Annotated in this window: 22 protein-coding genes; 11 read left to right on the plus strand and 11 right to left on the minus strand. The window is 63.0% G+C overall.

Going from position 1 to position 21,189, the window contains the following annotated elements:
* Positions 1-46: 46 nt before the first annotated feature.
* A complete protein-coding gene (locus ABID16_RS01235) occupies positions 47-601 on the minus strand; it encodes a tetratricopeptide repeat protein (protein ID WP_354554464.1) in 555 nt (184 codons plus the stop codon).
* Positions 602-760: 159 nt separating this feature from the next.
* Between ABID16_RS01235 and ABID16_RS01240 the strand changes: the two genes are divergently transcribed.
* Genes ABID16_RS01240 through ABID16_RS01255 form a run of 4 tightly spaced genes read left to right on the plus strand, consistent with a single transcriptional unit; the run spans position 761 to position 4,437 of the window.
* A complete protein-coding gene (locus ABID16_RS01240; protein WP_354554466.1) occupies positions 761-1,411 on the plus strand; it encodes a CerR family C-terminal domain-containing protein in 651 nt (216 codons plus the stop codon).
* A 4-nt stretch (positions 1,412-1,415) separates the two neighbouring features.
* Positions 1,416-2,384 (plus strand): HlyD family secretion protein, encoded by a 969-nt coding sequence (locus ABID16_RS01245; protein WP_354554468.1) that lies wholly within the window; start codon positions 1,416-1,418, stop codon positions 2,382-2,384.
* Positions 2,381-3,301, plus strand: coding sequence for an ABC transporter ATP-binding protein (locus ABID16_RS01250; RefSeq protein ID WP_354554470.1), 921 nt, complete (start codon positions 2,381-2,383; stop codon positions 3,299-3,301). Before ABID16_RS01245 ends, ABID16_RS01250 begins: the two co-directional genes overlap by 4 nt.
* Complete coding sequence (locus ABID16_RS01255) at positions 3,301-4,437, plus strand: ABC transporter permease (RefSeq protein ID WP_354555869.1); 1,137 nt, start codon at positions 3,301-3,303, stop codon at positions 4,435-4,437. The genes ABID16_RS01250 and ABID16_RS01255 overlap by 1 nt, the downstream gene beginning before the upstream one ends.
* Before the next feature lie 6 nt (positions 4,438-4,443).
* Here the strand turns inward: ABID16_RS01255 and ABID16_RS01260 are convergent, their stop codons facing one another.
* Positions 4,444-5,337, minus strand: a complete 894-nt coding sequence (locus ABID16_RS01260) for a metallophosphoesterase family protein (RefSeq protein WP_354554472.1) — start codon at positions 5,335-5,337, stop codon at positions 4,444-4,446.
* A gap of 70 nt (positions 5,338-5,407) precedes the next feature.
* Here ABID16_RS01260 and ABID16_RS01265 point away from each other — a divergent pair, with 70 nt between their 5' ends.
* On the plus strand, positions 5,408-5,899 hold the full coding sequence (locus ABID16_RS01265; RefSeq protein ID WP_354554474.1) for an NUDIX domain-containing protein: 492 nt from the start codon (positions 5,408-5,410) through the stop codon (positions 5,897-5,899).
* A gap of 6 nt (positions 5,900-5,905) precedes the next feature.
* On the opposite strand, the gene ABID16_RS01270 is transcribed toward ABID16_RS01265, so the two are convergent.
* Positions 5,906-6,877: a glutathione S-transferase family protein gene (locus ABID16_RS01270; RefSeq protein ID WP_354554476.1), complete on the minus strand. Its 972-nt coding sequence runs from the start codon at positions 6,875-6,877 to the stop codon at positions 5,906-5,908.
* Positions 6,878-6,937: 60 nt separating this feature from the next.
* On the opposite strand from ABID16_RS01270, the gene ABID16_RS01275 reads away from it, so the two are divergent.
* A complete protein-coding gene (locus ABID16_RS01275; RefSeq protein WP_354554478.1) occupies positions 6,938-7,084 on the plus strand; it encodes a hypothetical protein in 147 nt (48 codons plus the stop codon).
* A 132-nt stretch (positions 7,085-7,216) separates the two neighbouring features.
* Positions 7,217-7,720, plus strand: coding sequence for a GNAT family N-acetyltransferase (locus tag ABID16_RS01280; protein WP_354554480.1), 504 nt, complete (start codon positions 7,217-7,219; stop codon positions 7,718-7,720).
* On the opposite strand, the gene ABID16_RS01285 is transcribed toward ABID16_RS01280, so the two are convergent.
* Complete coding sequence (locus tag ABID16_RS01285) at positions 7,721-8,713, minus strand: bile acid:sodium symporter family protein (protein WP_354554482.1); 993 nt, start codon at positions 8,711-8,713, stop codon at positions 7,721-7,723.
* Positions 8,714-8,801: 88 nt separating this feature from the next.
* Here ABID16_RS01285 and ABID16_RS01290 point away from each other — a divergent pair, with 88 nt between their 5' ends.
* Positions 8,802-9,656, plus strand: a complete 855-nt coding sequence (locus ABID16_RS01290) for a LysR family transcriptional regulator (RefSeq protein WP_354554485.1) — start codon at positions 8,802-8,804, stop codon at positions 9,654-9,656.
* Positions 9,657-9,704: 48 nt separating this feature from the next.
* Here the strand turns inward: ABID16_RS01290 and ABID16_RS01295 are convergent, their stop codons facing one another.
* From ABID16_RS01295 to ABID16_RS01320, 6 genes are all read right to left on the minus strand, one after another.
* The gene (locus ABID16_RS01295; protein ID WP_354554487.1) at positions 9,705-10,085 is read right to left on the minus strand and encodes a type II toxin-antitoxin system PemK/MazF family toxin; all 381 of its coding nucleotides are present in this window, start codon (positions 10,083-10,085) and stop codon (positions 9,705-9,707) included.
* Positions 10,079-10,402, minus strand: a complete 324-nt coding sequence (locus ABID16_RS01300; RefSeq protein WP_354554489.1) for an AbrB/MazE/SpoVT family DNA-binding domain-containing protein — start codon at positions 10,400-10,402, stop codon at positions 10,079-10,081. The genes ABID16_RS01295 and ABID16_RS01300 overlap by 7 nt, the downstream gene beginning before the upstream one ends.
* Before the next feature lie 76 nt (positions 10,403-10,478).
* Positions 10,479-12,548, minus strand: a complete 2,070-nt coding sequence (locus ABID16_RS01305) for a hypothetical protein (RefSeq protein ID WP_354554491.1) — start codon at positions 12,546-12,548, stop codon at positions 10,479-10,481.
* Position 12,549: 1 nt separating this feature from the next.
* The gene (locus tag ABID16_RS01310; RefSeq protein WP_354554493.1) at positions 12,550-15,351 is read right to left on the minus strand and encodes a DUF4159 domain-containing protein; all 2,802 of its coding nucleotides are present in this window, start codon (positions 15,349-15,351) and stop codon (positions 12,550-12,552) included.
* A complete protein-coding gene (locus ABID16_RS01315) occupies positions 15,351-16,253 on the minus strand; it encodes a DUF58 domain-containing protein (protein ID WP_354554495.1) in 903 nt (300 codons plus the stop codon). The genes ABID16_RS01310 and ABID16_RS01315 overlap by 1 nt, the downstream gene beginning before the upstream one ends.
* A 10-nt stretch (positions 16,254-16,263) precedes the next feature.
* Positions 16,264-17,271 (minus strand): AAA family ATPase, encoded by a 1,008-nt coding sequence (locus ABID16_RS01320; RefSeq protein ID WP_354554497.1) that lies wholly within the window; start codon positions 17,269-17,271, stop codon positions 16,264-16,266.
* 151 nt (positions 17,272-17,422) lie between these two features.
* Between ABID16_RS01320 and ABID16_RS01325 the strand changes: the two genes are divergently transcribed.
* From ABID16_RS01325 to ABID16_RS01335, 3 genes are read left to right on the plus strand one after another with little or no spacing between them, the layout of a single operon-like run.
* Entirely contained in the window at positions 17,423-18,034 is a 612-nt protein-coding gene (locus tag ABID16_RS01325; protein ID WP_354554499.1) for a DUF1285 domain-containing protein, read from the plus strand.
* Positions 18,031-18,660 (plus strand): CoA pyrophosphatase, encoded by a 630-nt coding sequence (locus ABID16_RS01330; protein WP_354554501.1) that lies wholly within the window; start codon positions 18,031-18,033, stop codon positions 18,658-18,660. Before ABID16_RS01325 ends, ABID16_RS01330 begins: the two co-directional genes overlap by 4 nt.
* On the plus strand, positions 18,654-19,904 hold the full coding sequence (locus ABID16_RS01335) for a CCA tRNA nucleotidyltransferase (RefSeq protein ID WP_354554503.1): 1,251 nt from the start codon (positions 18,654-18,656) through the stop codon (positions 19,902-19,904). Before ABID16_RS01330 ends, ABID16_RS01335 begins: the two co-directional genes overlap by 7 nt.
* Here the strand turns inward: ABID16_RS01335 and ABID16_RS01340 are convergent.
* The gene (locus ABID16_RS01340; RefSeq protein WP_354554505.1) at positions 19,896-21,164 is read right to left on the minus strand and encodes a GGDEF domain-containing protein; all 1,269 of its coding nucleotides are present in this window, start codon (positions 21,162-21,164) and stop codon (positions 19,896-19,898) included. The two genes, ABID16_RS01335 and ABID16_RS01340, sit on opposite strands and share 9 nt — an antisense overlap.
* Positions 21,165-21,189 lie beyond the last annotated feature (25 nt).

Consider the following 21,189-nt stretch of genomic DNA (forward strand, 5'->3'; position numbering starts at 1 on the left):
ACCGCCTTTGGGGATGGTCTGGGCCGAAGCCTTGGCTCCTGATTTCTCAGTAACGCGTCTTCGACGCGATCGTCTGTTTCAGAGCCGTGTAGGCCCAGGTGTTGCTGCCGCCGCGTGCGCTGATTTCGGCGAGCTGCCTGTTGGCTTCCTTCATGTTGCCCTGCTCGACATAGGCCATGCCCATGTAGGAGCGGGCGAGGATGAAGTTGGGGTCTTTTGCCAGCGCCTGCTGGTAGTAGCTCATGCCGAGCTTGACATTGCCGGCCTTGCGGTTGGCATAGCCCTTGTAGTTCAACACGCGTGGCTCGTTCTGGTTCTTCATGGCGGAGAGAACCGTCAGGGCATTGCGATACTGCCTGGCATAGGCGAGTTCGCGTGCGGCGTTATAGAGCGTGTCGTCGTCAAGGCTCGACTTCTTCGGGTTGACGCACTTCTTCTTGTCCTTGTCCCACACCTCGCCGTCCTTGCACTTGGTCGAGGTCTCGGTCTTTGCCGGCGGCTGGGTCTGGTCGGTCTCGGAGCCGACAGCGAAGGCTGCGGCCGGCATGGCGACGGCAATTGCCAGCGCCGCAGCGAGTGACTTGAACGTGAGCGTGGTCATGGATTTCTCTCCAGCTTGATCAGGGCAGCGTTGATTGACGACTGCTTTCGCAGTCAAACCAGCATGTTCCGGGACTTTGCGACAATCAACAGTGATCAAATGTTCGCGAGCTTGATTTTAATCAATCGATTGATTAAAAATATCGCGTAGGAGGCCCTCATGATCAAGCAGACGAAATCAGGTGGCGAGGGGACAAGGCTGGCGCTGATCGAGGCGGGGCTGAGGCTTTTTGGCACGCATGGTTATGACGCGGTCTCGACCCGGCAGCTCGCGGACGCTGCGGAGGCGAATATCGGCTCGATCGCCTATCACTTCGGCGGGAAGCCGGGCTTGAGGCTCGCCTGCGCGCAGTTTGTGGCAGAGCGGATCGCCGGGCTTGCCGCGCCGGCAATGGCTGCGCCGCTTCCCACCGATCCGGCGCTTGCGGCTGCCATCATGGAAGGCGCGATAGAGCGGTTCGCGCGCTTTCTCGTCTCCTCGCGCGAGGCCGGCACTTATGCTGCCTTCATGTTGCGCGAGATCATGCAGCCCGGAGACGTCATGGACTATGTCTATGACACGCTGATTTTGCGGGCGCATATGCGGCTTTGCGGGCTCTTCGGCGTGGCGACGGGGCTCGATCCGGAAAGCCAGCATGTCAAGGCGGCGGTGTTTTCGCTGCTGGGGCAGGTTCTCTATTTCCGCGTCGCGCGGCCCATCGTGCTGAAGCGTATGGGTTGGAACGATATCGGGACGGCTGAAGCCGACGAACTTGTCGCCGTCTTCAAGACCAATCTCAACGGGCTGATCGCAGCTCACAAAAAGGGGTGATGTCATGGCAGGTTTCTTCTGTGCGCTGCCGGTGATCAGCGGCTTGATCGCCTCTTGCGGCGCGGGCGCACCACTCGCCACCGGCTATGTCGAGGGTGATTATGTGCTGATGGCGCCGCTGGATGTGGCGCGGGTCGAGACGATCTCTGTGCGTCGCGGCGATCGGGTGAAGGCGGGGGCAGGGCTCGCCGCGATGGAAACGCAGGACGCCGAAATTGCCGTGCAGCTTGCCACGGCCGCATTGGGCCAGGCACGCGCGCAGCTTGCCAACCTGCAGGAGGGGCGGCGGCCGGAAGAGGTGGCGGTCATCCACGCCAATCTCGTCTCGGCGCAGGCCCAAGTCGAGGATGCGCAGCGCACCTTCGACCGGCAATCCGATCTCCTGAAGCGCGGGATCGCACCGCAATCGGATTACGACAAGGCCAAGACCGCGCTCGATCTCGCCACAGCCGCCGTGACGCAGGCCAATGCCAATCTGGCGGTGGCTCAACTGCCGGCGCGTGAGCAGGAAATCGATGCCGCCAAAGATACGGTCAAGCAGGCGCAGGCCTCGCTCGATCAGGCGCAATGGAAGCTCGGCAAGCGAAAGCTGATCGCGCCCGCCGATGGCATCGTGCAGGACATCATCCGCCGGCAGGGCGAGGTCGCCGGGCCGTCGCAGCCGGTTCTCTCGGTGCTGCCGGATGGGGCGGTGAAGCTGCGCATCTATATTCCGGAAAAGGACGTGTCGCGGCTGAAGGTCGGGTCGGTGCTCGCGGTCAATTGCGACGGCTGCGCGGCGGGCATCAGGGCGCGGGTGAGCTATATCGCCGATGGTCCGGAATTCACGCCGCCGGTGATCTATTCGCTCGAGAACCGGCAGAAGCTCGTCTACATGATCGAGGCGCAGCCGGAGGGCTCGGCGGATGGGCTGAAGCCTGGGCAGATCGTCGATGTGCGGCTGGCTGATGGGGCAGGGGCGGGCGCGTCATGACCAACGCGATCGAAGTCTCCGGGCTGACAAAGACCTATAGCGGCAAGACGGTCGTCAACAATGTGACGATGAGTGTGGCACAGGGCGAGATTGTCGGCTTTCTGGGCCCGAACGGTTCCGGCAAGACGACGACGATCCGCATCATGTGCGGGCTCTTGACGCCGGATAGCGGTTCGGGGCGGGTGCTGGGTTATGATCTCAACACCGAGAGCCTGAAGATCAAGAACGAAGTCGGCTACATGACGCAGAAGTTCTCGTTCTACGAGGACCTGTCCATTGAAGAGAACCTGATGTTCGTGGCACGGCTCTACAAGCTCTCGCCGCCGGGCGAGCATGTTGCGAAGACGCTGGAAGACCTCGGGCTGACGGCCCGGCGCAAGCAATTGGCGGGGACGCTCTCCGGCGGTTGGAAACAGCGCCTCGCGCTCGCCGCCTGCATCATGCACGATCCGAAACTGCTGTTGCTGGATGAGCCAACTGCCGGCGTCGATCCGAAGGCGCGGCGGGAGTTCTGGGACGAGATCCATAGACTTGCGGGGCGGGGGCTGACCGTGCTCGTTTCCACCCATTACATGGACGAGGCGGAGCGCTGCCACCGTATCCATTACATTTCCTACGGGTCGCTGATTGCCAGCGGCACGGTTTCAGAGGTCGTGCAGAACGCGGGGCTCTCTACCTTCGTGGTCGAGGGACCGGAGATCGGTGCGCTGGCGGATGAACTCAGGCAGACGCCTGATATCGATCAGGTCGCCCCCTTCGGTTCGGCCCTTCATGTTGTCGGCGAGGACAAGGCGCGGTTGAGCGCGGCGCTTGAACCTCTGCGGCTCCGGCCGGGCGTCACCGTCAGCGAAGGCGAGACGAGCCTTGAGGATGTGTTCATCCAGTTCATGTCGAGTTCGAAGGACAACATGGCATGATGGCCTCGCTCTTCTCCTTTCGCCGGCTTCTGGCGCTGCTGATCAAGGAATTCATCCAGATGCGGCGCGACCGCATTACCTTCGGGATGATGCTCGGGGTCCCTCTGATGCAGCTCGTGCTTTTCGGCTATGCGATCAACAGCGATCCGAAATATCTGCCCGCCGTGCTCGTCAGCTCGGGCACCGACCAATATGTGCGCGCCATGGTTTCTGCGCTGGAACTCACCAACTACTATCGCTTCGTCAAGGTGGGCGCGACGGGGCAAGAGGCGGAGGCGATGATTGCGTCCGGCAAGGTCTCCTTCGTCGTGACCATCCCTTCGGATTTCGCGACGCGGGTCGAACGAAACGACAATCCACAGATCCTGATCGAGGCGGATGCGACCGATCCGGCGGTGGCCTCTGGCGCCATCTCGACTCTATCGACGGTGACGTCGCAGGCGCTTCTCCGGGAGCAGGGCAAGCAGGCGGAGGCGGCAGAGGCGGCGGACAATGCGCTGCAGGTCATCGTCCACAAGCGCTACAATCCGGAAGGCATCACGCAATACAACATCGTGCCGGGCCTGCTCGGCGTCATCCTGCAGATGACGATGATGATGATGACGGCGATGGCGCTGACGCGGGAGATCGAGCGCGGCACGATGGAGAACCTGCTCGCCATGCCGGCCAGTCCCATCGAGATCATGCTGGGCAAGGTGCTGCCTTATCTCGGCGTCGGCTCGGTGCAGGTGGTCGTGGTGCTGACGGCTGCGAAGCTGCTGTTCGGCGTGCCCTTCGTCGGGTCGCTGACGCTGCTGCTCTTTGCGATCCTCATCTTCGTCTTCGCGCTGGTGATCCTCGGCTACACGTTCTCGACCATCGCGCGGACGCAGATGCAGGCCATGCAGCTCACGTTCTTCTTTTTCCTGCCATCGATCCTTTTGTCGGGCTTCATGTTCCCGTTTGGCGGCATGCCCTTATGGGCGCAATACCTTGGCGAGATTTTTCCGATCACGCATTTCCTGCGCATTGTGCGGGCGATCATGCTGAAGGGTGCGGACTGGAATGCCGTGTCCTTCGAAATCTCGATCCTCGCCGGCTTCATCGTGCTCTACATGGCACTGGCGCTGATGCGGTTCCGGCGCACGCTGGATTGAGGTGGCTTACAGCACCTCGTCCAAGCTCAAGCTGAACGTCCTGGCATCATCGTTCAAAGCATAGCGCTTGTGCCGGATCGACCAGCGTCCCGGCTCCCCGTCGATGTCGAAGAGATTGAAGCCGGCAGGCGGCTTCTTTCCGCCCGGCGATTGGGAGGCAGAGGCGATGCAGATGACGGGCACGGGGCCGTCGCGACCGGCCAGTGTGTAGCGCGTGTTGAGATGGGTATGGCCGTGCAGCACGAGTTCGGCGCCCGCCTCATGCATGACTGCGGCGAAGCGGCGGATGCCGACCATGCGCTTGTGGTTGGCGGCAGCACCCCGGATCGGCGGATGGTGGATGAGGACGACGCGCGCAAAGCCTTCGTCACCAAGCAGGCGCAAAAGGTCGAGCGTGCGGCGGGCCTGTCCGCCGCTGAAGTATCCGTTCGCCGAAAAGGGCGGCGTCGCAACCGCAGTTGAGCAGCCGACAATCGCCACCTGTCCGCGCCGGCGCACGTATGGAAACTGGCGCGCCTGCGAAGGGACGTCGGCGTCTCCGACCATATAGTCGTTCCAGGCAGCAGCGGCCCGGCCAGCTGCTCCGGGCACATAGGCGTCGTGATTGCCCGGCACGACCGAGACGTCGAGAGGCTTGCCGACGCCGGAAAGCCAGACTGCGGCATTGCGGATTTCCGTTTCCGTCGCCAGATTGACCAGATCGCCGGTGACCGCGACATGGTCCGGTGCATGCGTCTGCATGTGCTCCAGCAATAATTCCAGCGTATTGCCGAAGAGATGCTTGCGTCTGTTGCGATGCCAGTTCACATAGCCGGTGATCCGTTTTGACAAGAGATCGCGGATCGGCACATCCGGCAGGGGGCCGAGATGGATGTCGGAAATATGAGCGAGCCTGAACATGGGTTCTGGTTAGCAGGTCGCCGGCCGATCGTCAAAAACGGTTCGTGCTATGGATTGGGAGAGTGATCAGATGAAACAACCCCGCGATCCGGGCGCGCTCGGGCCTGTACGCAAACCGCTGCTGCAGGTTCTGCATCTCTGGTTCCGCATGAAGCGCGGGTTGACGCTCGGCGTACGCGCAGCCGCTTTCGACGACAAGGGCAGGGTTTTTCTGGTGCGCCACACCTATGTCCCTGGCTGGCAATTTCCCGGCGGCGGTGTCGAGGTGGATGAGACGGCGCTGGAATCGATGGAGCGCGAATTGTTCGAAGAGGGCAATGTGACGTTGGGTGCCGCACCGCAGCTATTTGGCGTCTATTTCAACAGCCGCATCACCAATCGCGATCATGTGCTTCTCTATGTCTGCCGGGATGTGCGCTGTCAGGTCCCGAAAGTGCCGGACAAGGAGATCGCGGAAACCGGCTTCTTCGCGCTCGACGCTCTGCCGGAGACCACGACCCAGTCCACCCGGCAGCGCCTCAAGGAGATCGCCGGCGAGGACGAGGTGGCACAGGTCTGGTGACGTGTTTCACCCCCGCCCGTGCGGACCCGTCAAATCCATGACCGGCCCAACCGGCACGATCCCCGTCGGGTTGATCGTGTGGTGGCTGCCGTAATAGTGGTGCTTGATGTGGTAGAAATCCACCGTCTCGGCGATGCCGGGGTGCTGGTAGAGGTCCTTCAGGTAGGCCGAGAGGTTCGGGTAGTCGGCGATGCGGCGGATGTTGCATTTGAAGTGGCCGACATAGACCGGGTCGAAGCGGATCAGCGTGGTGAAAAGGCGCCAGTCGGCCTCCGTCATCCGGTCGCCGAAGAGATAGCGGCCCTTTGAAAGGCGCGCTTCCAGCGTGTCCAGCATGTCGAAGAGCGGGCCGATATGGCTTTCATAGGCTTCCTGGGTCGTTGCGAAGCCGCATTTGTAGACGCCATTATTGACCTTGTCGTAGATCTCGGCGTTGAGCGCGTTGATTTGCTCGTGCAGTTCTTCCGGATAGAAATCCTCCGTCGAGCCGGTCAGCCCGTTGAAGGCGGAATTGAACATGCGGATGATTTCGGCGCTTTCGTTGGAGACAATCGTGTTCTTCTGCTTGTCCCAAAGCACCGGCACAGTCACGCGGCCGGAGTAATTTGGATCGGCGCGGGTATAGACCTGCCAGAGAAAGTCCGAGCCGAAGAGGTCATCCTTCGTGCCGCCATGGCGATCTTTGAACTCCCAGCCGTTTTCCAACATGTAGGGATCGACGATGGAAACGCTGATGAGGTCTTCCAGTTTCTTCAGCTTGCGGAAGATCAGCGTGCGATGCGCCCAGGGACAGGCCAGCGACACATAGAGATGATAGCGGCCTGCCTCGGCCTTGAAGCCGCCTTCGCCGGTCGGGCCGGCGCTGCCGCCGGCGGTCACGTAGTTGCGGAAGCGGGATTCCTGGCGCTTGAAATGGCCGCGCGTTTCCTTCGTATCGTACCAGACATCGTGCCAGACGCCGTCAATCAGCATGCCCATGGGTGTTCTCCTTTGCCTGGAACATAGTTCCCCTATCGTGACAGGAGTACCTTTATTCCGATGAACAGTGTGTTTTTCGGTTTGCGTTCTGCCAGTTTCCTGCTATCGGCGATTTCGACAACAGGAAAACCGCAATGTTCGGAAGAAACCCGCGACGACGCTGAAGATCGAATTGAACGCGCCTGGCGCATCGGCGCGAAAATCTGAATAGATTTTCGCAAAGAACGATGCGCAAGACAAAATGCTGAAGTGTCCTTTGTGCGTCCTGGTGGACGCACGGCGCTTCAGGAAGCGCGACCGATTTTCCATGTCTGTTCTGTTGCGGTTGATTTCCTTCCCATGAAAAAGCACGACTTCCTGTATCTCACCGAAGATGCAACGCATGATGCCGTCATCGAGTTCATCAATGACGAGGCCTTCGGCCCCGGCCGCTTTACCAAATCCTCGCAGCGCATCCGGGAGCAGGGGCCGCATGACCGGTCGCTCTCCTATGTCGCAATCGACCACGGCGAAGTGATCGCCTCGGTGCGGATGACGCCTGTTCTTGCCGGGACCTTGAAGGGTCACCTTCTGGGGCCGCTGGCGGTGCGGCCGTCACACAAGAATATCGGGATCGGGCGCGAGCTTGTCCGCATCGCCGTCGATGCGGCGCGGCGGAAGGGTTCTCAGGGTGTGATCCTCGTCGGCGATCCGCCTTACTATATGCCCCTCGGCTTTGAGAAGGTCGCGTATGACGCTCTGAAGTTTCCCGGCCCGACCGATCCGGACCGGATATTGGTCGTGCCACTGATGGAAGGCGCTCACGATTTGATCCGGGGCGATATCCGTTGGCGGGCGGACTGATCAGGCGGCCGGTGCCGGAGCGGCTTCGGCTTCCTTTGGCGCCTTCGCGGCATAGCGCTGGGCGAGTACGGCGCAGGTCATCAGCTGGATCTGGTGGAAGATCATGATCGGCAGAACGATCGCCCCGACTGCCTGGCCGGCGAAGATGGCGTTTGCCATCGGCACGCCGGAGGCGAGGCTCTTCTTCGATCCGCAGAAGGTGATGGCGATTTCGTCCTCGCGCGAGAAGCCGAGCTTGCGGCTGCCGAACATGGTGATCGTCAGCATGACGGCCAGAAGTGCCGCGTCGATGACGAGGATGAGGCCGAGATCGGCGAGGTCGAAATTGTGCCAGATGCCTTCGATCATCGCCTCGCTGAAGGCGCCATAGACCACCATCAGGATCGAGCCCCGATCGATCGGCATGAGGATTTTCTTGTGCGCGCGGACCCAGTTGCCGATCCAGGGCTGAAGAAGCTGTCCGGCGATGAAGGGCAGCAGAAGCTGCGTGAAGATTTGCAGCATGGCATCGAGCGACACGCCGCCATGACCGCCGGCCGAGAGGATCAGGCCGCAGAGAAGCGGCGTCAGGAACATGCCGAAAATGTTGGAGGCCGAGGCCGCGCAGATCGCTGCCGGCACGTTGCCGCCCGCCATCGAGGTGAAGGCGATGGAGGACTGCACCGTCGAGGGGAGGGTGCAGAGATAGAGTACGCCGATGAAGAGCGTCGGCGAAAGCACGCCCTTGAGCGCAAAGCTCAGACCGAAGCCGACGAGCGGAAAGAGCCCGAACGTCACCAGCACGATCATCAGATGCAGCCGCCAATGCAACAGGCCGGCAATCACCACATCCCGCGACAGGCGCGCACCATGCAGGAAGAAGAGCGCGGCAATCGCAATCTTCGTCGCGGTCGAGAACCATTCTGCCGGCTGGCCGTAGATCGGCACCTGCGAGGCGAAGAGAACGGTGAGCACAAGGAGAATGGTGAAGGTGTCGGGGAGGAAGCGTTTCATGGGCGAAATCCGGAACTTGCAGTGGCTTGCAACCTAAATCATCGCAGATCATAATGAAAACGCTAACAGTTATTGGAATTTGCAATAAATGCTCAATCTCCAGCATGTGGCGACCTTTGTCGCGCTCCAGCAGTCCGGCAGTTTTACCGGAGCGGCCACCCGGCTGGGTTTGAGCCAATCGACGGTCAGCCAGCATATTCAGCGGCTTGAGGAACATCTGGGTCGCAAGCTCATCTGGCGGACGACCCATGCCGTGCGGCTGACGCCGGATGGCGAGGCGCTGATCAGCCACGCGCGGGAGATGCTGGACATCGACAGCAAGGTCTCGGCGCTGTTCAACCAGACGCGGTTGCGCGGCCGCTTAAGGCTCGGCATTTCGGAGGATTTCGTCACCTCGCGGCTGACGGCGGTGCTGGAAAGCTTCATCCGCCAGCATCCGTTGGTCGATCTGGAACTGACGGTGGACCTGAGCGGCGTGCTCTATGAAGCGCAGGCCAAGGGCGATCTCGATCTCGTGCTCGCCAAGCGGCTGAAAGACGAGGCGCGGGGGCGGTTCCTGCAGCGCGAGCCGCTGACATGGCTCGGCCGCGACCGACATCTGCAACTCGACAGCGGCGCCGCCATTCCGCTCATCACCTATCCGCAGCCGAGCATCACGCGGCGCATCGCCATCGAGGCGCTGCAAAAGGCTGGGATTGCGTGGCGCATCGTCTGCACCTGCAACAGTTTGAGCGGGCTGACAGCGGCTGCGGCAGCCGGAATGGGCGTGCTGGTGCAGCCTGTCGCCATGGCGCCGGCGGGTTTGGTCGAGGTAGAGGTGCCGCAGCTTCCGGCGCTGGAGGCGGTGGAATTCGTTCTCGTGCCCTCGCGTGGAGTTGACCCGAAGATTGTCGAGGCGTTGTGGCGTGAGGTGGAAGCGCGGATCGGCGGTACAGCGCTGTAGTTGGAGAATGCCTTAAGCGGCAGAATCATCGCTCATCAGGCGTGACCGTTATTCCTGGTCGGGCACCGCGAAGACGAGGCCGAATATGGGGGCAAACCGCTCTAACACCTCAGCGAATATGTCGTCTGAAACTTTGTCTCTGGACTTCTCAGCATTTCGATTGCGCCAATCCATCGACTTTACCTGATCAATCTGTATGACACCTGTGACCGAGGTTCCCGCGCCCATCAACTGGATTGCAAAGCCATTCAGGCGCGACGCGTTGCCCGCGGTGGCAATGGGCGCGATGAAGGCAAAGCCTGTCGCCATATTGAATCGGAAATCTGAGAGTATGAGCCCGGCGTGGCGCCCGCGCTGCTCCTTGCCGGCTGAAGGCTGCATGTCGAGCCACCAAATTTCACCGGCAGCCGGGATGTTGGGCCTTACCAAACTTCATTCCCCGCAGCAGGCGCATTGATCCATTCCTCTTCTTCCGGGGATCGGGAAGAGCCGGCGTCATATCCTTCCAGCAATTCTTCCAACGTATATTTCGGCTGACGGACCTTGATGGTCTTGGCGTCTCTTGAGACCGGTTCTGCGATGACTTGCCGTCCCTTCACCGAAACGATCATCTCCTGCCCTTCCGTCAGGCCCAGCATGTTGCGGGCAGCCGCAGGCACTGTCAGGACCAACGACCCGCCGGCCTTCTTGAGCTTGGAGGTCGTCGAAAAGTCCTTGCTCGTCGCTGGGCCGCTTGTCGTCGCCATTCGCTTCGCTCCATAAATGTAGAACATTTATATAACATCGAACACGGTGGGCTGCAAGCGAGGCAATTCTACCGACTTACCGCCCCTCGCGCCACCACATGGCTGAGGCCGCGAAGAGCAGGGCAACGAGGCCGATCAGGCCGTTGAAGAGCGGCAACGTGTCAATGCCCTTCAATACGGATTCGTTCGTCAGACGGAAGGCCATGCGATCATTGCCTTCGATGCGGACATTGCCGTTGACGGTCAGGATCTGCGGGAGCGGTTCCGCGCTGCCGTCGGCCTTGGCGAGGCGCGTGACGATGCCGTGCGTTGCATCTGCCATCGGCTTCAGCGTCGCCGTGGTGGAGATTTCCGATTTGAACTCGGGTGCATCGACCGCACCGACATGGGCAAGGGCGGAGAGTTCGCCATTCGTGACCTTGAAGAGGCCGGTTTCGCCGGCGGCGACGGAAGCCCTGTAAAGGCCCGGCTCCGAAGAAACGAGCTTAACCTTTTCCGTCTTGCCGGAGGGGTAAGTGATCGTGGCTTCGCCGGGATCGGTGCCGATGGTCTGGCGGGTGATTTCGAGATTGCGACCGCTGGCGCGAGCGGTCAGCGCCTCTTCCTCCAGCGCGGGTTCCTTCATGAGCCAATAGGCGATGCGGCGATAGAGCGAGGCATGGGGGCCGCCCCCCTCAAAACCGCGCGACCAGAGCCAGCCTTCGTCTGACAAGAGCATGGCGATACGGCCCTGTCCGGCGCGGTTAAGCACGAGAAGCGGATCGTCATTGGCGCCCTTCATCACGGCGCTGCCCTGTACGTCGGAGACCCCGACCGTACGGAACCAGCGGCCCCATTTCGGCGGCTCGCTCTCGGACCCTTCGAGCCCACGGGTGACGGGGTGTTTCTTGCCGAGATCGGTGAGGCGCGGATAGAAGCCTTTCTGATCCAGTTCGCCGGTCGGCTGGGCCGGCAGAATGTCTGCCAGCGGTGTATCGGCAATCGAGTTCGGGCTACTGAATTCCGGCCCCGCCGCGATAAGCAGCGCACCGCCCTTTCGCACATATTCGGCGATGTTGTCATAGTAGAGGATCGGCAGCACGCCGCGGTTCTGATAGCGGTCGAATACGATCAGGTCGAATTCCTTGATCTTGTCGACAAAGAGTTCGCGCGTCGGGAAGGCGATCAGCGACAGCTCGTTGATCGGCGTGCCGTCCTGCTTTTCCGGTGGACGCAGAATGGTGAAATGCACGAGATCGACCAGCGCGTCTGACTTCAAGAGGTTGCGCCAGGCGCGTTCGCCCGCGTGCGGTTCGCCGGAGACGAGCAGCACGCGCAGGTTCTGCCGGATGCCGTCGATCAGCTGGACGGCGCGGTTGTTGCTGTTGGTCAACTCGCCCGGTACGGCGGCGACCTCGAAATCGACGACATTGGTTCCGGCGCGGTTCAGCTTGAAATCGAAGCGCGTGTCCTTGCCGGGCTCTGCCTTCAACGATCCCACCTCTTCGCCATTGATGCGGATGGTCACGTCTGCCGGCGTACCGATCGGCTTTCCGTCATCAATGACGCGGAAGGTCAGTTCCTGCTGGGCGTTGACGAGGCTGAAGCGTGGCGCGCGGACGACCTCGATTCTGCGGTCGAATTCGTTCGGCCGGCCGGTGATCAGCGCGTGGACCGGCGCGTTGAAGCCCGGCAGCTTGCCGGCTTCGGGAATGTCGTGGACCTGGCCATCGGTGATGAAGACCGCGCCTCCGATGCGGGCGGGAGCGACATCTGACAGCGCTTCGTTGAGCGCCGCAAAGGCCTTGGTGGAGGGAGATTCCTCCTGGCCGTTGTCGCGCACCTCGACGATGCGCGGCTCGATGCCGGGGAATTTTGCGAGGCGGTCGGTCAGGTCCTTCAGTGTGGCATCCGTTTGGCTAACGCGCTCGGGCATCAACTGGCTCTGGCTGCGATCGACCACAATGGCGACGATGGTCGGCAGCGGCTCGCGGTTTTCCGATACGAAGGACGGGTTGGCGATGGCCAGAACGAGAAGGCCGAGCGCGAGCGCGCGCAGCCACGCGCCGCGCATGCGCCGGAAGAGGCCGAAGCCTGCCAGCAGGAGCGCCGCGACGCCGATGGCGATCATGGCCGGGAGGGGAAAGAACGGGGCGAAGGCGATCATGTCACTGCCCCAGCCGTTCGAGCAGGGCGGGGATATGCACCTGATCCGATTTGTAATTGCCGGTCAGCATGTACATGACGATGTTGACGCCTGAACGGAAGGCCATGTCGCGCTGCCGTTCGTCCGGGGGTACGGTCGGCAGAAGCGGATTGCCGGAACGGTCGGTCGCCCAGGCGCCGGCGAAGTCATTGCCGGTGATCAGGATCGGCGACACGCCGTCGCCGCGCTGCACCGGGCGTGCCGCATCGCGCTTGGCGTCGCCCGTCGCCTCGATCCAGAGCGGACTTCCGGCATAGCGGCCGGGAAAATTCTGCAGGAGGTAGAAGGATTTCGTCAGCACATGGCTGTGCGGCACGGGCTCCAGCGGCGGAATGTCGAGGCTGGCGAGGATCGCCTGCAGCCGTTCGGTATTGGGTCCGGCGGCAGCGCCTTCGAGGCTCGTGTCCTGATCGCGCGTGTCGAAAAGCACGGTTCCGCCCGCGCGCATATAGGCGTCGATGCGGTTGATCGCGTCCTGCGACGGCATGGGTGCGGTTGCCGTCACCGGCCAATAGATGATCGGATAGAAGGCGAGGTCGTCCTTCGCGATATCCAGCCCCACCGGATCGCCGGGCTCGAGCGAGGTGCGGTAGCGGATGAAATCGGAAAGGCCCAGGAGGCCGGCCTCGGAGATGCGGTCCACATCTGCCTCGCCGGTGCGGACATAGGCGAGATGGGTCGTATCGAGGGCCGCGATGATCTTGTTGTCGCCCGGCCGGGAATCGTCCGCTGCGCGGGCGTCATGCGGCATCAGGGTCAGGGTAGCACCCAGCGCTAGAACGATGGCGGCGGCCGAGCCAGCTCGCCTGCGGCTAAAGAGGCCGGACAAGGCTCCGCCCATGACGAAGACGGCGATAGAGTCGGCGACCAGCAGGAGGAAGGCCGTGAGCAGGAGTGCCGGGCGCAGCTCCGTCGTGCCGGAGCCGGCAAGCCCTGAAGCGGTGACAGCCAGGCCCTGCGGGGCGAAATTGAGCGGAGCGAGCGTGTCGCCGGGGCGGAAGAGATTGAGCGCGGTGAAGCCTTCCTCCGTGCCGTAAAGGCCGGGGGGCGTGTCGAAGCTCGGCGTCGGCACCTTGCCGGCGGCGATGGTCAGCGGCTTGGCCCCGGAGGTTTCCGCCGTCAGCACGCCATTGGCGTTCAGCAGGCGGAAGGGCGCCAGCGTTTCGGCTGTGCCGGGGGCGGCTCCGCCATGGGCGCGGGACATCTGGGTGATGCGGCGAAGCATTTCGACGAAATGGCCGGAGAGTGCGAGGTTCGACCAGCTTGTGTCGGCGCTGGTGTGGAAGAGCACGATCTGACCCGCCTCCAGCTTCTTGGCGGTGACCAGCGGCGTGCCGTCGGCGAGGCTTGCCCATGTGTGTTCGGCCAGCGTGGGCGAAGGATTGGCGAGAACCTGCCGCGTGACGGTCACGCCATCGGGTTTTGGCAATCCGGCAAAGGGGCTCTTTTCGGGGAAGGGGGCAAGCGGTTGCGGCTCGCTCCAGGATAAGGCACCGCCGAGCGAGCGTTCGCCCTGGCGCAGATCGACCGGCACGAGCGGATCGTCGGCCGGCGCTGCTGCAAGTCGGGGACCGGCGAAGCGCACCAGCGTGCCCCCGGCCTTGATCCAGTCGAGGATCTGCGGATAGGCGGCTTCCGGCAGCTTGCCGATATCGGCTAGAATGATGACGGACGGCTTCTCGGCGATCAGGTCGGGGATGGCCTTGGCGAGGTCGGCTGCGCCCGGCTCGGCAATGTCGGCGTAGGGCGAGAGCGCGCGCTTGATGTAATAGAGCGGCGACAGAAGCGGCTGCGACAGGAAGCGCGTTTCGCCGCTGAGCAGGCCGATGCGACGCCGCTTGAAGCCGTCGTCCAGCAGATAGGTGCCGCCGGCCTGACGGCTTGCGGTGATTGCGACACGGGCGAAATCGTTGCGCAGTTCGATCGGCGCGGCGATCTTGCCGGTGGCGACCGTCTCGCCGTCCTTGAACTCCGCCGTACCCTTCATCAGCACGCGGCCTTTTTCATCCAGCGCATCGAGCGCAATGGTTTGCGGGCCCTGAGCGAAGGGGCGGGTCACGGTGACGTCCGTGTTGTCGATGCCGTTCTTGACCTCGGTGATGGCGGCAACGGTATTGCGGGCGGAGTAGAGCCATGTTTCACCGGGCTTGAGGCTGGCGGCGAGGCTGGTGAAGTCCTCATCCTTCCCGGCCTTGATGCCGCTGGAGACGAAGGCGAGCGTGCCGGGCGGCGTCGTGCCGAGAGCGGTTGCGAGGCTTGCGAAGGCGGTCCTGCGGTCGGCTTCCAACGGGCGCGGTTCGGCGGCCTTGAGGCGCGTCAGGGCCGTGTCGGCGGAGGTTGGAACCGGGTCATTTGCCTGCTCGGCGGTGAGCGTCAGCGAGACGGGCACATCGGCGCGGCCGGCTTGCTCGATCAGGGCTTCAGCGGTCGCGACGCGATCTGACCAGTCCGGGGCTGCTGCCCAGTCATTGTCAATGACCAGCGCCAGCGGCCCGGCCTTTGAGAGCGTGTTGCGATGCGGGTCGAGCATTGGGCCGGAGAGCGCGAGGATGACCAGCGCGGCCAGCAGCATGCGCAGCGCCGTCAGCCACCACGGGCTGGTCGCCGGCGTCTCTTCGCGTTTGGCGATGCGGGCAAGGATGGCGAGCGGCGGGAAGATCTCGCGCGCCGGGCGCGGGGGCGTGACGCGCAGCAGCCACCAGATGGCTGGCAGGGCCGCCAGCGCCACCAGCAGGATCGGATTGGCAAACCCGAGAGCGCCCATCAGCGCGCGCTCCCCTGGCCGGAGAGATAGATATGGGCGGAGACCAGGGCTTCCGAGGCCGGCCGGTCGGTCGAGTGGCGGATGAGCGACCAGCCGATATGGCGAAGCTCGGCACCCAATGCATCGCGGTTTGCGGCATAGGCGAGGCGATAGTCCTCGGCCAGTACCTCGGCGCGTCCGGCGGTGAATTTCTCACCCGTTTCGGGGTCGGTGAATTCGGTGCGGCCGGCATAGGGGAAATCGGCCTCGGCCGGATCGGCCACCATGATCAGCGTGCCGCGCAGACCACGGCGGGCGAGCGGGGCGATGCGCTCCACGATCTTGTCGAGAGGGTCGAGAAAGTCGCCGATCAGCACGATTTCGCTGGCGCCGCGGATCATCGAGGTATCCGGCAGGCCGCTGACATTTTCTGCATAGGCGAGCGCGGTTGCCAGCCGTTCTGCAGCGTTGCGGGCGGCAATCGGCTCCATCAGGCCCGGCGCGCCGATGCGTTCGCCCGAGCGGGCGAGCACTTCGGCCAGCGCCAGCATGAGGACGAGCGCGCGGCTTTCCTTAGAGACCTGCCCGAGCTTCGAGCGGTACATCATGGAGGCGGAGAGATCGGCCCAGAGCCATACGGTGTGGGCGGCCTGCCATTCCTTGTCACGGACGTAGGTATGGTCGTCGCGGGCGGATCTGCGCCAGTCGATGCGGGCCATGTCTTCGCCCGGCGAATAGGGGCGGAACTGCCAGAAATTCTCACCGATGCCGCGGCGGCGGCGGCCATGCCAGCCGGCGCTGACCGTATTGGCGATGCGGCGGGCTTCGACAAGGCAGTCGGGCACCAGCGCTGCGCGCGCCTTCGCACGGGCGAGAATTTCCGCTCCGCCCGTTCGCTCGACTGACTGGCCGATTGGCGCCATCCCTATTCCTTTACTTCGCGCGGAGAATGCCGGCGATGACCGACTTGACCGTCATGCCTTCGGCGCGTGCGGCAAAGGTCAGCGCCATGCGGTGCTGGAGCACGGCTTCGGCAATGGCGTGGACGTCATCGACGGAGGGCGCAAGCCGGCCTTCGTAGAGCGCGCGGGCGCGGGTGGCGAGCATGAGCGACTGACCTGCGCGAGGGCCGGGACCCCAGGAGACGTTGCGGTCCGTGACTTCGTTGCCATGGCCGGGGCGCGCGGCGCGCACCAGCGCAAGGATCGCTTCGACCACGGTTTCGCCGACCGGCATCTTGCGGATGAGGTTCTGGATTTCGGCAAGACGATTTGCGTCGATGACGCGGCCTGCGGTGCGCTCGGCAACGCCGGTGGTCTCGAGCAGGATCTGCCGCTCGGCGGCGAGTTCCGGATAGGGAACGTCGACCTGCATCAGGAAGCGGTCGAGCTGGGCTTCGGGGAGCGGATAGGTACCTTCCTGCTCCAGCGGGTTTTGCGTCGCGAGCACGTGGAAGGGGCGGGGCAGGTCGAGCCGCTTGCCGGCGACCGAGACGTGATATTCCTGCATGGCTTGCAGCAGCGCCGACTGGGTGCGCGGCGAGGCGCGGTTGATTTCATCCGCCATCAGAAGCTGGGTGAAGATCGGGCCCTGAATGAAGCGGAAGGAGCGCTTGCCCGCCTCGTCCTGGTCCATGACTTCGGAGCCGAGAATATCGGCCGGCATCAGGTCCGGCGTGAACTGCACGCGGGCGGCGTCCAGCCCAAGCACCGAGCCGAGCGTCGTCACGAGCTTGGTCTTCGCAAGACCCGGCACGCCGACGAGCAGCGCGTGACCGCCCGAGAGCACGGCGAGCAAAGTCTGCTCGACAACGGCTTCCTGGCCGAAGATGACCTTGGCGACTTCCTGGCGGATCGCGGCAATATCGGCGAGCGCGCTTTCGGCAGCGGCCACCATGGCGGCTTCGTCCATCATCGGTTCGCTGCTGGTGACTGCCGTCATGCGGCTTTCTCCTCAAGGTCCTGGTTGTCACAGTTCGAATCGAACCGGAACGGTGGTCCGATCATTTCCTCCTAACTTATAGCGCGCAGGCGGGCTGACAAGCGCAGGCGGAGTGACTATTTGACTTCTGACGGTAAACCGGGACCAAACAATGGCGGATGACAGGCTGGACAAGGCGGGCGATGCGGCGGGGCTGGCGGCGATGATCGCGCGCGCGGCGGACCCGAAGCGCGGCCTGCCGCCCGTGGATCGCTGGAATCCGCCCTTTTGCGGCGATATCGACATGGAAATCCGGGCCGATGGCACATGGTTCTATATGGGAACGCCGATCGGGCGCGAGGCACTGGTGCGGCTCTTTTCGACCGTGTTGCGCCGTGACGAAGACGGGAAGACCTATCTCGTCACGCCTGTGGAAAAGGTCGGCATCCGCGTCGAGGACGCGCCGTTCCTCGCCGTCGAGATGACGCGGACGGAGCGCAACGGCGAACAGGTGCTCACCTTCCGCACCAATGTCGGCGACATTGCCGAGGCCGGGCCGGAGCATCAACTGCGTTTCGAGATTGCCGGCGAGCGGGGCGAACTCAAGCCCTATCTCCATGTGCGCGGACGGCTGGAGGCGCTGGTGTCGCGCGCCGTGATGTACGATCTGGTCGAGCTGGGCGAGGTCGTGGAGATCGAAGCTAAGGCCATGTTTGCGGTTCGCTCGGGCGGGGTCGTGTTTCCTGTCATGCCGGCCGACGAGCTGGAGAGGCTGTCGCAATGAGCCTTTATTCGGCTGATGAGTTTCGTCGCCGGGCGTTGCGCCAGGTCGGTCAGCCGGAAGGGCTCGATTGGGCTGATCACGGCGATATTCTGATAAATCCCGGTTTTGCAGACGCTTTGCAGCAATTGAAGCTGCGCGACGCGGCCGTGCTTGTGCCAGTCATCGATGACGGGCCGGATGCGCGGGTGATCCTGACCCAACGAACCTCGAAGATGCGCAAGCATTCCGGTCAGGTCGCCTTTCCGGGTGGCGCAATTGATCCGGAGGATATATCTGCCGAAGCGGCAGCACTGCGCGAGGCGGAGGAGGAGATCGGGCTGCAGCCGGAATTTGTCGAGACCGTCGCGCGGCTGCCGGATTACCGAACGTTTACGGGTTTTTCGATCACGCCGGTCATGGCGGTGGTGAAGCCCGGCTTTGAACTGAAGATCAACCCCGACGAGGTCGATCATGTCTTCGAAGTGCCGCTATCCTTCCTGATGAATGGCGAGAACCACATTCTCGATAGCCGCACGTGGGAAGGCGGCGAACGCTTCTTCTATCGCATGCCCTATGAAAACTGGAATATATGGGGCGTGACGGCGGGCATCCTGCACACCGCCTGGGAAAGATTATACGCATGGTGAATGTCGCAAACGAGGCTTGGTTCAACGCGCCGGACCTGAAAAAGGCCATGGCGCTTCTCAACGCCGATGGCGGGGAAGGACGCATCGCCGGGGGCGCGGTGCGCAACAGTCTCATGAAGATCGCGATTGCCGATGTCGATCTGGCGACCACGCTGAAGCCCGAGGAGGTGATGGCGCGGGCCAAGGCGGCGGGCATAAAGGCGATCCCGACCGGCATCGATCACGGCACGGTGACGCTGGTCATCGACGGCCGGCCCTTTGAGGTGACGACGCTGCGCCGCGATGTGACCACGGACGGGCGCCGGGCCGAAGTCGCCTTCACCGACGACTGGCAGGAGGATGCGAGCCGGCGGGATCTGACCGTCAACGGGCTCTATGCGGATGCGACTGGCGAGGTCATCGATCTGGTCGAAGGGCTTGCCGATATCGAAACGCGCACGGTGCGCTTCATCGGCGATGCCGAGACGCGTATCCGCGAAGATTACCTGCGCATCCTGCGCTATTTCCGCTTCTTCGCCTTCTACGGCTCTGGCCGTCCGGATGCGGCAGCACTTCGCGCGATGGCGCGCGAGAAGGACGGGCTGAAGCGGCTCTCGGCCGAGCGGGTCTGGTCGGAGCTGAAGAAGCTTCTGTCTGCCGACGATCCGGGCCGGGCGCTACTCTGGATGCGCACTGCGGGTATTCTCACGCTCATCCTTCCCGAAACCGAGAAGTGGGGCATTGATGAAGTGCCGGGGCTGATCGCTGCCGAGCGTGCCTTCGGCTGGAAGCCCGATCCGCTTTTGCGGCTGGCCTCCATGGTGCCGCCGGATGTCGAGCGGCTCACCGCGATGGCGGAGCGGCTGCGGCTCTCGAAGCAGGAGGCGGCGTTCCTGTCCGAATGGGCGGCCTCGCCGAAAATTCCGGAAAAGATTGCCGCCACGGCGTTTCGCAGGATGCTCTATCGCTCTGGCAAGGGCGGGGTCATCGTGCGCCTGAAGCTTCAGCTTGCCATCGTGCGCGCGAAGTCGGAAAGCGATACTGCGCTGATGCCTGAAGTCGCGCGGTTGAGTGCCTTGCTGCGGGAAGCGGCGAGTTGGGTCAGGCCGGTTTTCCCGCTGACGGGCGCGGATGTGCTGGCAAAGGGCGTATCGCCCGGCCCTCGGGTCGGAGAGCTTCTGAGCAAACTGGAAGAGGAATGGCTTGCAGGCGATTTCAACGGCGAGAGGCCGGCGCTTCTCGCGCGGCTCGATACCTTACTGTGAGGCTGTCTTCACGGCGGTATGAACGCGTGTCATGCGGCGGCTGACGCGTTGCTCGGCGAGCCCGATGCGCTTTTCGCCATCCTGCTCCAGCACCTTCAGGAGACGCATGGACGGGCTGAACATGGCGACCCGGTTGCGGCCTTCTTCCTTGGCGGCATAGAGCGCGCAATCGGCGGCGGCAACGAGATTGTCGAAGTTCAGACCGGCCTTGGCGACCGAGGCGCCCCCGATGCTGACCGTGAGCGGCAGCGGACGGCCCTGGCTCTGGATGGCTGCGTTTTCCACGTCGCGGCGCAGATCGTCGAGCAGCATATGGGCGCTGCGGTCGCGGTTTTCCGGGATGAAAACGGCAAATTCCTCGCCACCGATGCGGCCGAACAGCACATCGCCGGGCAGCCGGTTCTTCACCGTGCGGGCGAATTCGACCAGCGCGCGGTCTCCGGCCTGATGGCCGAACTGGTCATTGATTGACTTGAAGTGATCGAGGTCGATCACGGCGAGCACTGCTCCGTCGCGCGCATCCTTGAGGGCGAGTTCCGTACGGTGCACGAAGGCCCGGCGATTGGCGACACTGGTCAACATGTCTGTTTCGGAGGCGATGCGGTGGCGCTGCTCGGAACGCTCCTTGATTAGCATCAGAGCGCCTGTGGCGATGACGATGACGTTGAGGAAGGCTTCCAGCATGAACAGCTTGAACCAGAGGGAGGCCACCCTTCCTGCGACGATCGGTGCAGGATGTGTATAGGTTACGATCATGTTGGCAGCGTGGAAGAGAGCGTGGAGCATGAGAAACCCGACGAGGAGCTTCGTCATGGAGAGTTCCGAATTCCCTTCGCCGGTGTGGAGCGTGTAGGCATTCAGAAGTGCCATCATCGTCACGACCGCCGACTGCAGAATGATCGTGTTGTTGGGATCATGCCTAAGAGCCGGGAACATGAGATGCAGGAAAAGGACCGCTGCGGGTATGCCGATAATGAAGGACGGCAAGACGTCTCGTTTGCCGAACGCCCGGAAGCCGGACCAGGAAAGCGCAAAGCAAAGGGCATTGAGGCATGTTGCCACAACCATCGCAGCCTCGGAGCCCGCGCCCATCACTGCCACCGTCAGACCCGATGCGCAACCGACGACGAAACTCAGCGCCCAGAGGCCGGCGGCCGTTTCCTTGCGATCATTTCGCCATATGACGCACATCGCCATGGCGATGGAGCCCATGGCGATAATAATGCAGATCATGATCGTGGGTACGCTGATAAAATCCATGACTTGTCTCCGAGGCCCAAACCTA

This window comes from Limnomicrobium aquaticum (genome assembly GCF_040545545.1).
GTDB lineage: Bacteria > Pseudomonadota > Alphaproteobacteria > Rhizobiales > Rhizobiaceae > Ensifer_A > Ensifer_A aquaticum.

What these genes read in the sequence shown, in the direction of transcription:
- ABID16_RS01310 (WP_354554493.1), bottom strand. Translation starts at nt 15,351, where the DNA reads ATGGGCGCTCTCGGGTTTGCCAATCCGATCCTGCTGGTGGCGCTGGCG.
- ABID16_RS01270 (WP_354554476.1), bottom strand. Translation starts at nt 6,877, where the DNA reads ATGGGCATGCTGATTGACGGCGTCTGGCACGATGTCTGGTACGATACG.
- ABID16_RS01245 (WP_354554468.1), top strand. Translation starts at nt 1,416, where the DNA reads ATGGCAGGTTTCTTCTGTGCGCTGCCGGTGATCAGCGGCTTGATCGCC.
- ABID16_RS01235 (WP_354554464.1), bottom strand. Translation starts at nt 601, where the DNA reads ATGACCACGCTCACGTTCAAGTCACTCGCTGCGGCGCTGGCAATTGCC.
- ABID16_RS01315 (WP_354554495.1), bottom strand. Translation starts at nt 16,253, where the DNA reads ATGGCGCCAATCGGCCAGTCAGTCGAGCGAACGGGCGGAGCGGAAATT.
- ABID16_RS01275 (WP_354554478.1), top strand. Translation starts at nt 6,938, where the DNA reads ATGAACAGTGTGTTTTTCGGTTTGCGTTCTGCCAGTTTCCTGCTATCG.
- ABID16_RS01255 (WP_354555869.1), top strand. Translation starts at nt 3,301, where the DNA reads ATGGCCTCGCTCTTCTCCTTTCGCCGGCTTCTGGCGCTGCTGATCAAG.
- ABID16_RS01250 (WP_354554470.1), top strand. Translation starts at nt 2,381, where the DNA reads ATGACCAACGCGATCGAAGTCTCCGGGCTGACAAAGACCTATAGCGGC.
- ABID16_RS01280 (WP_354554480.1), top strand. Translation starts at nt 7,217, where the DNA reads ATGAAAAAGCACGACTTCCTGTATCTCACCGAAGATGCAACGCATGAT.
- ABID16_RS01285 (WP_354554482.1), bottom strand. Translation starts at nt 8,713, where the DNA reads ATGAAACGCTTCCTCCCCGACACCTTCACCATTCTCCTTGTGCTCACC.
- ABID16_RS01325 (WP_354554499.1), top strand. Translation starts at nt 17,423, where the DNA reads ATGGCGGATGACAGGCTGGACAAGGCGGGCGATGCGGCGGGGCTGGCG.
- ABID16_RS01320 (WP_354554497.1), bottom strand. Translation starts at nt 17,271, where the DNA reads ATGACGGCAGTCACCAGCAGCGAACCGATGATGGACGAAGCCGCCATG.
- ABID16_RS01330 (WP_354554501.1), top strand. Translation starts at nt 18,031, where the DNA reads ATGAGCCTTTATTCGGCTGATGAGTTTCGTCGCCGGGCGTTGCGCCAG.
- ABID16_RS01335 (WP_354554503.1), top strand. Translation starts at nt 18,654, where the DNA reads ATGGTGAATGTCGCAAACGAGGCTTGGTTCAACGCGCCGGACCTGAAA.
- ABID16_RS01305 (WP_354554491.1), bottom strand. Translation starts at nt 12,548, where the DNA reads ATGATCGCCTTCGCCCCGTTCTTTCCCCTCCCGGCCATGATCGCCATC.
- ABID16_RS01240 (WP_354554466.1), top strand. Translation starts at nt 761, where the DNA reads ATGATCAAGCAGACGAAATCAGGTGGCGAGGGGACAAGGCTGGCGCTG.
- ABID16_RS01260 (WP_354554472.1), bottom strand. Translation starts at nt 5,337, where the DNA reads ATGTTCAGGCTCGCTCATATTTCCGACATCCATCTCGGCCCCCTGCCG.
- ABID16_RS01290 (WP_354554485.1), top strand. Translation starts at nt 8,802, where the DNA reads ATGCTCAATCTCCAGCATGTGGCGACCTTTGTCGCGCTCCAGCAGTCC.
- ABID16_RS01340 (WP_354554505.1), bottom strand. Translation starts at nt 21,164, where the DNA reads ATGGATTTTATCAGCGTACCCACGATCATGATCTGCATTATTATCGCC.
- ABID16_RS01265 (WP_354554474.1), top strand. Translation starts at nt 5,408, where the DNA reads ATGAAACAACCCCGCGATCCGGGCGCGCTCGGGCCTGTACGCAAACCG.
- ABID16_RS01300 (WP_354554489.1), bottom strand. Translation starts at nt 10,402, where the DNA reads ATGGCGACGACAAGCGGCCCAGCGACGAGCAAGGACTTTTCGACGACC.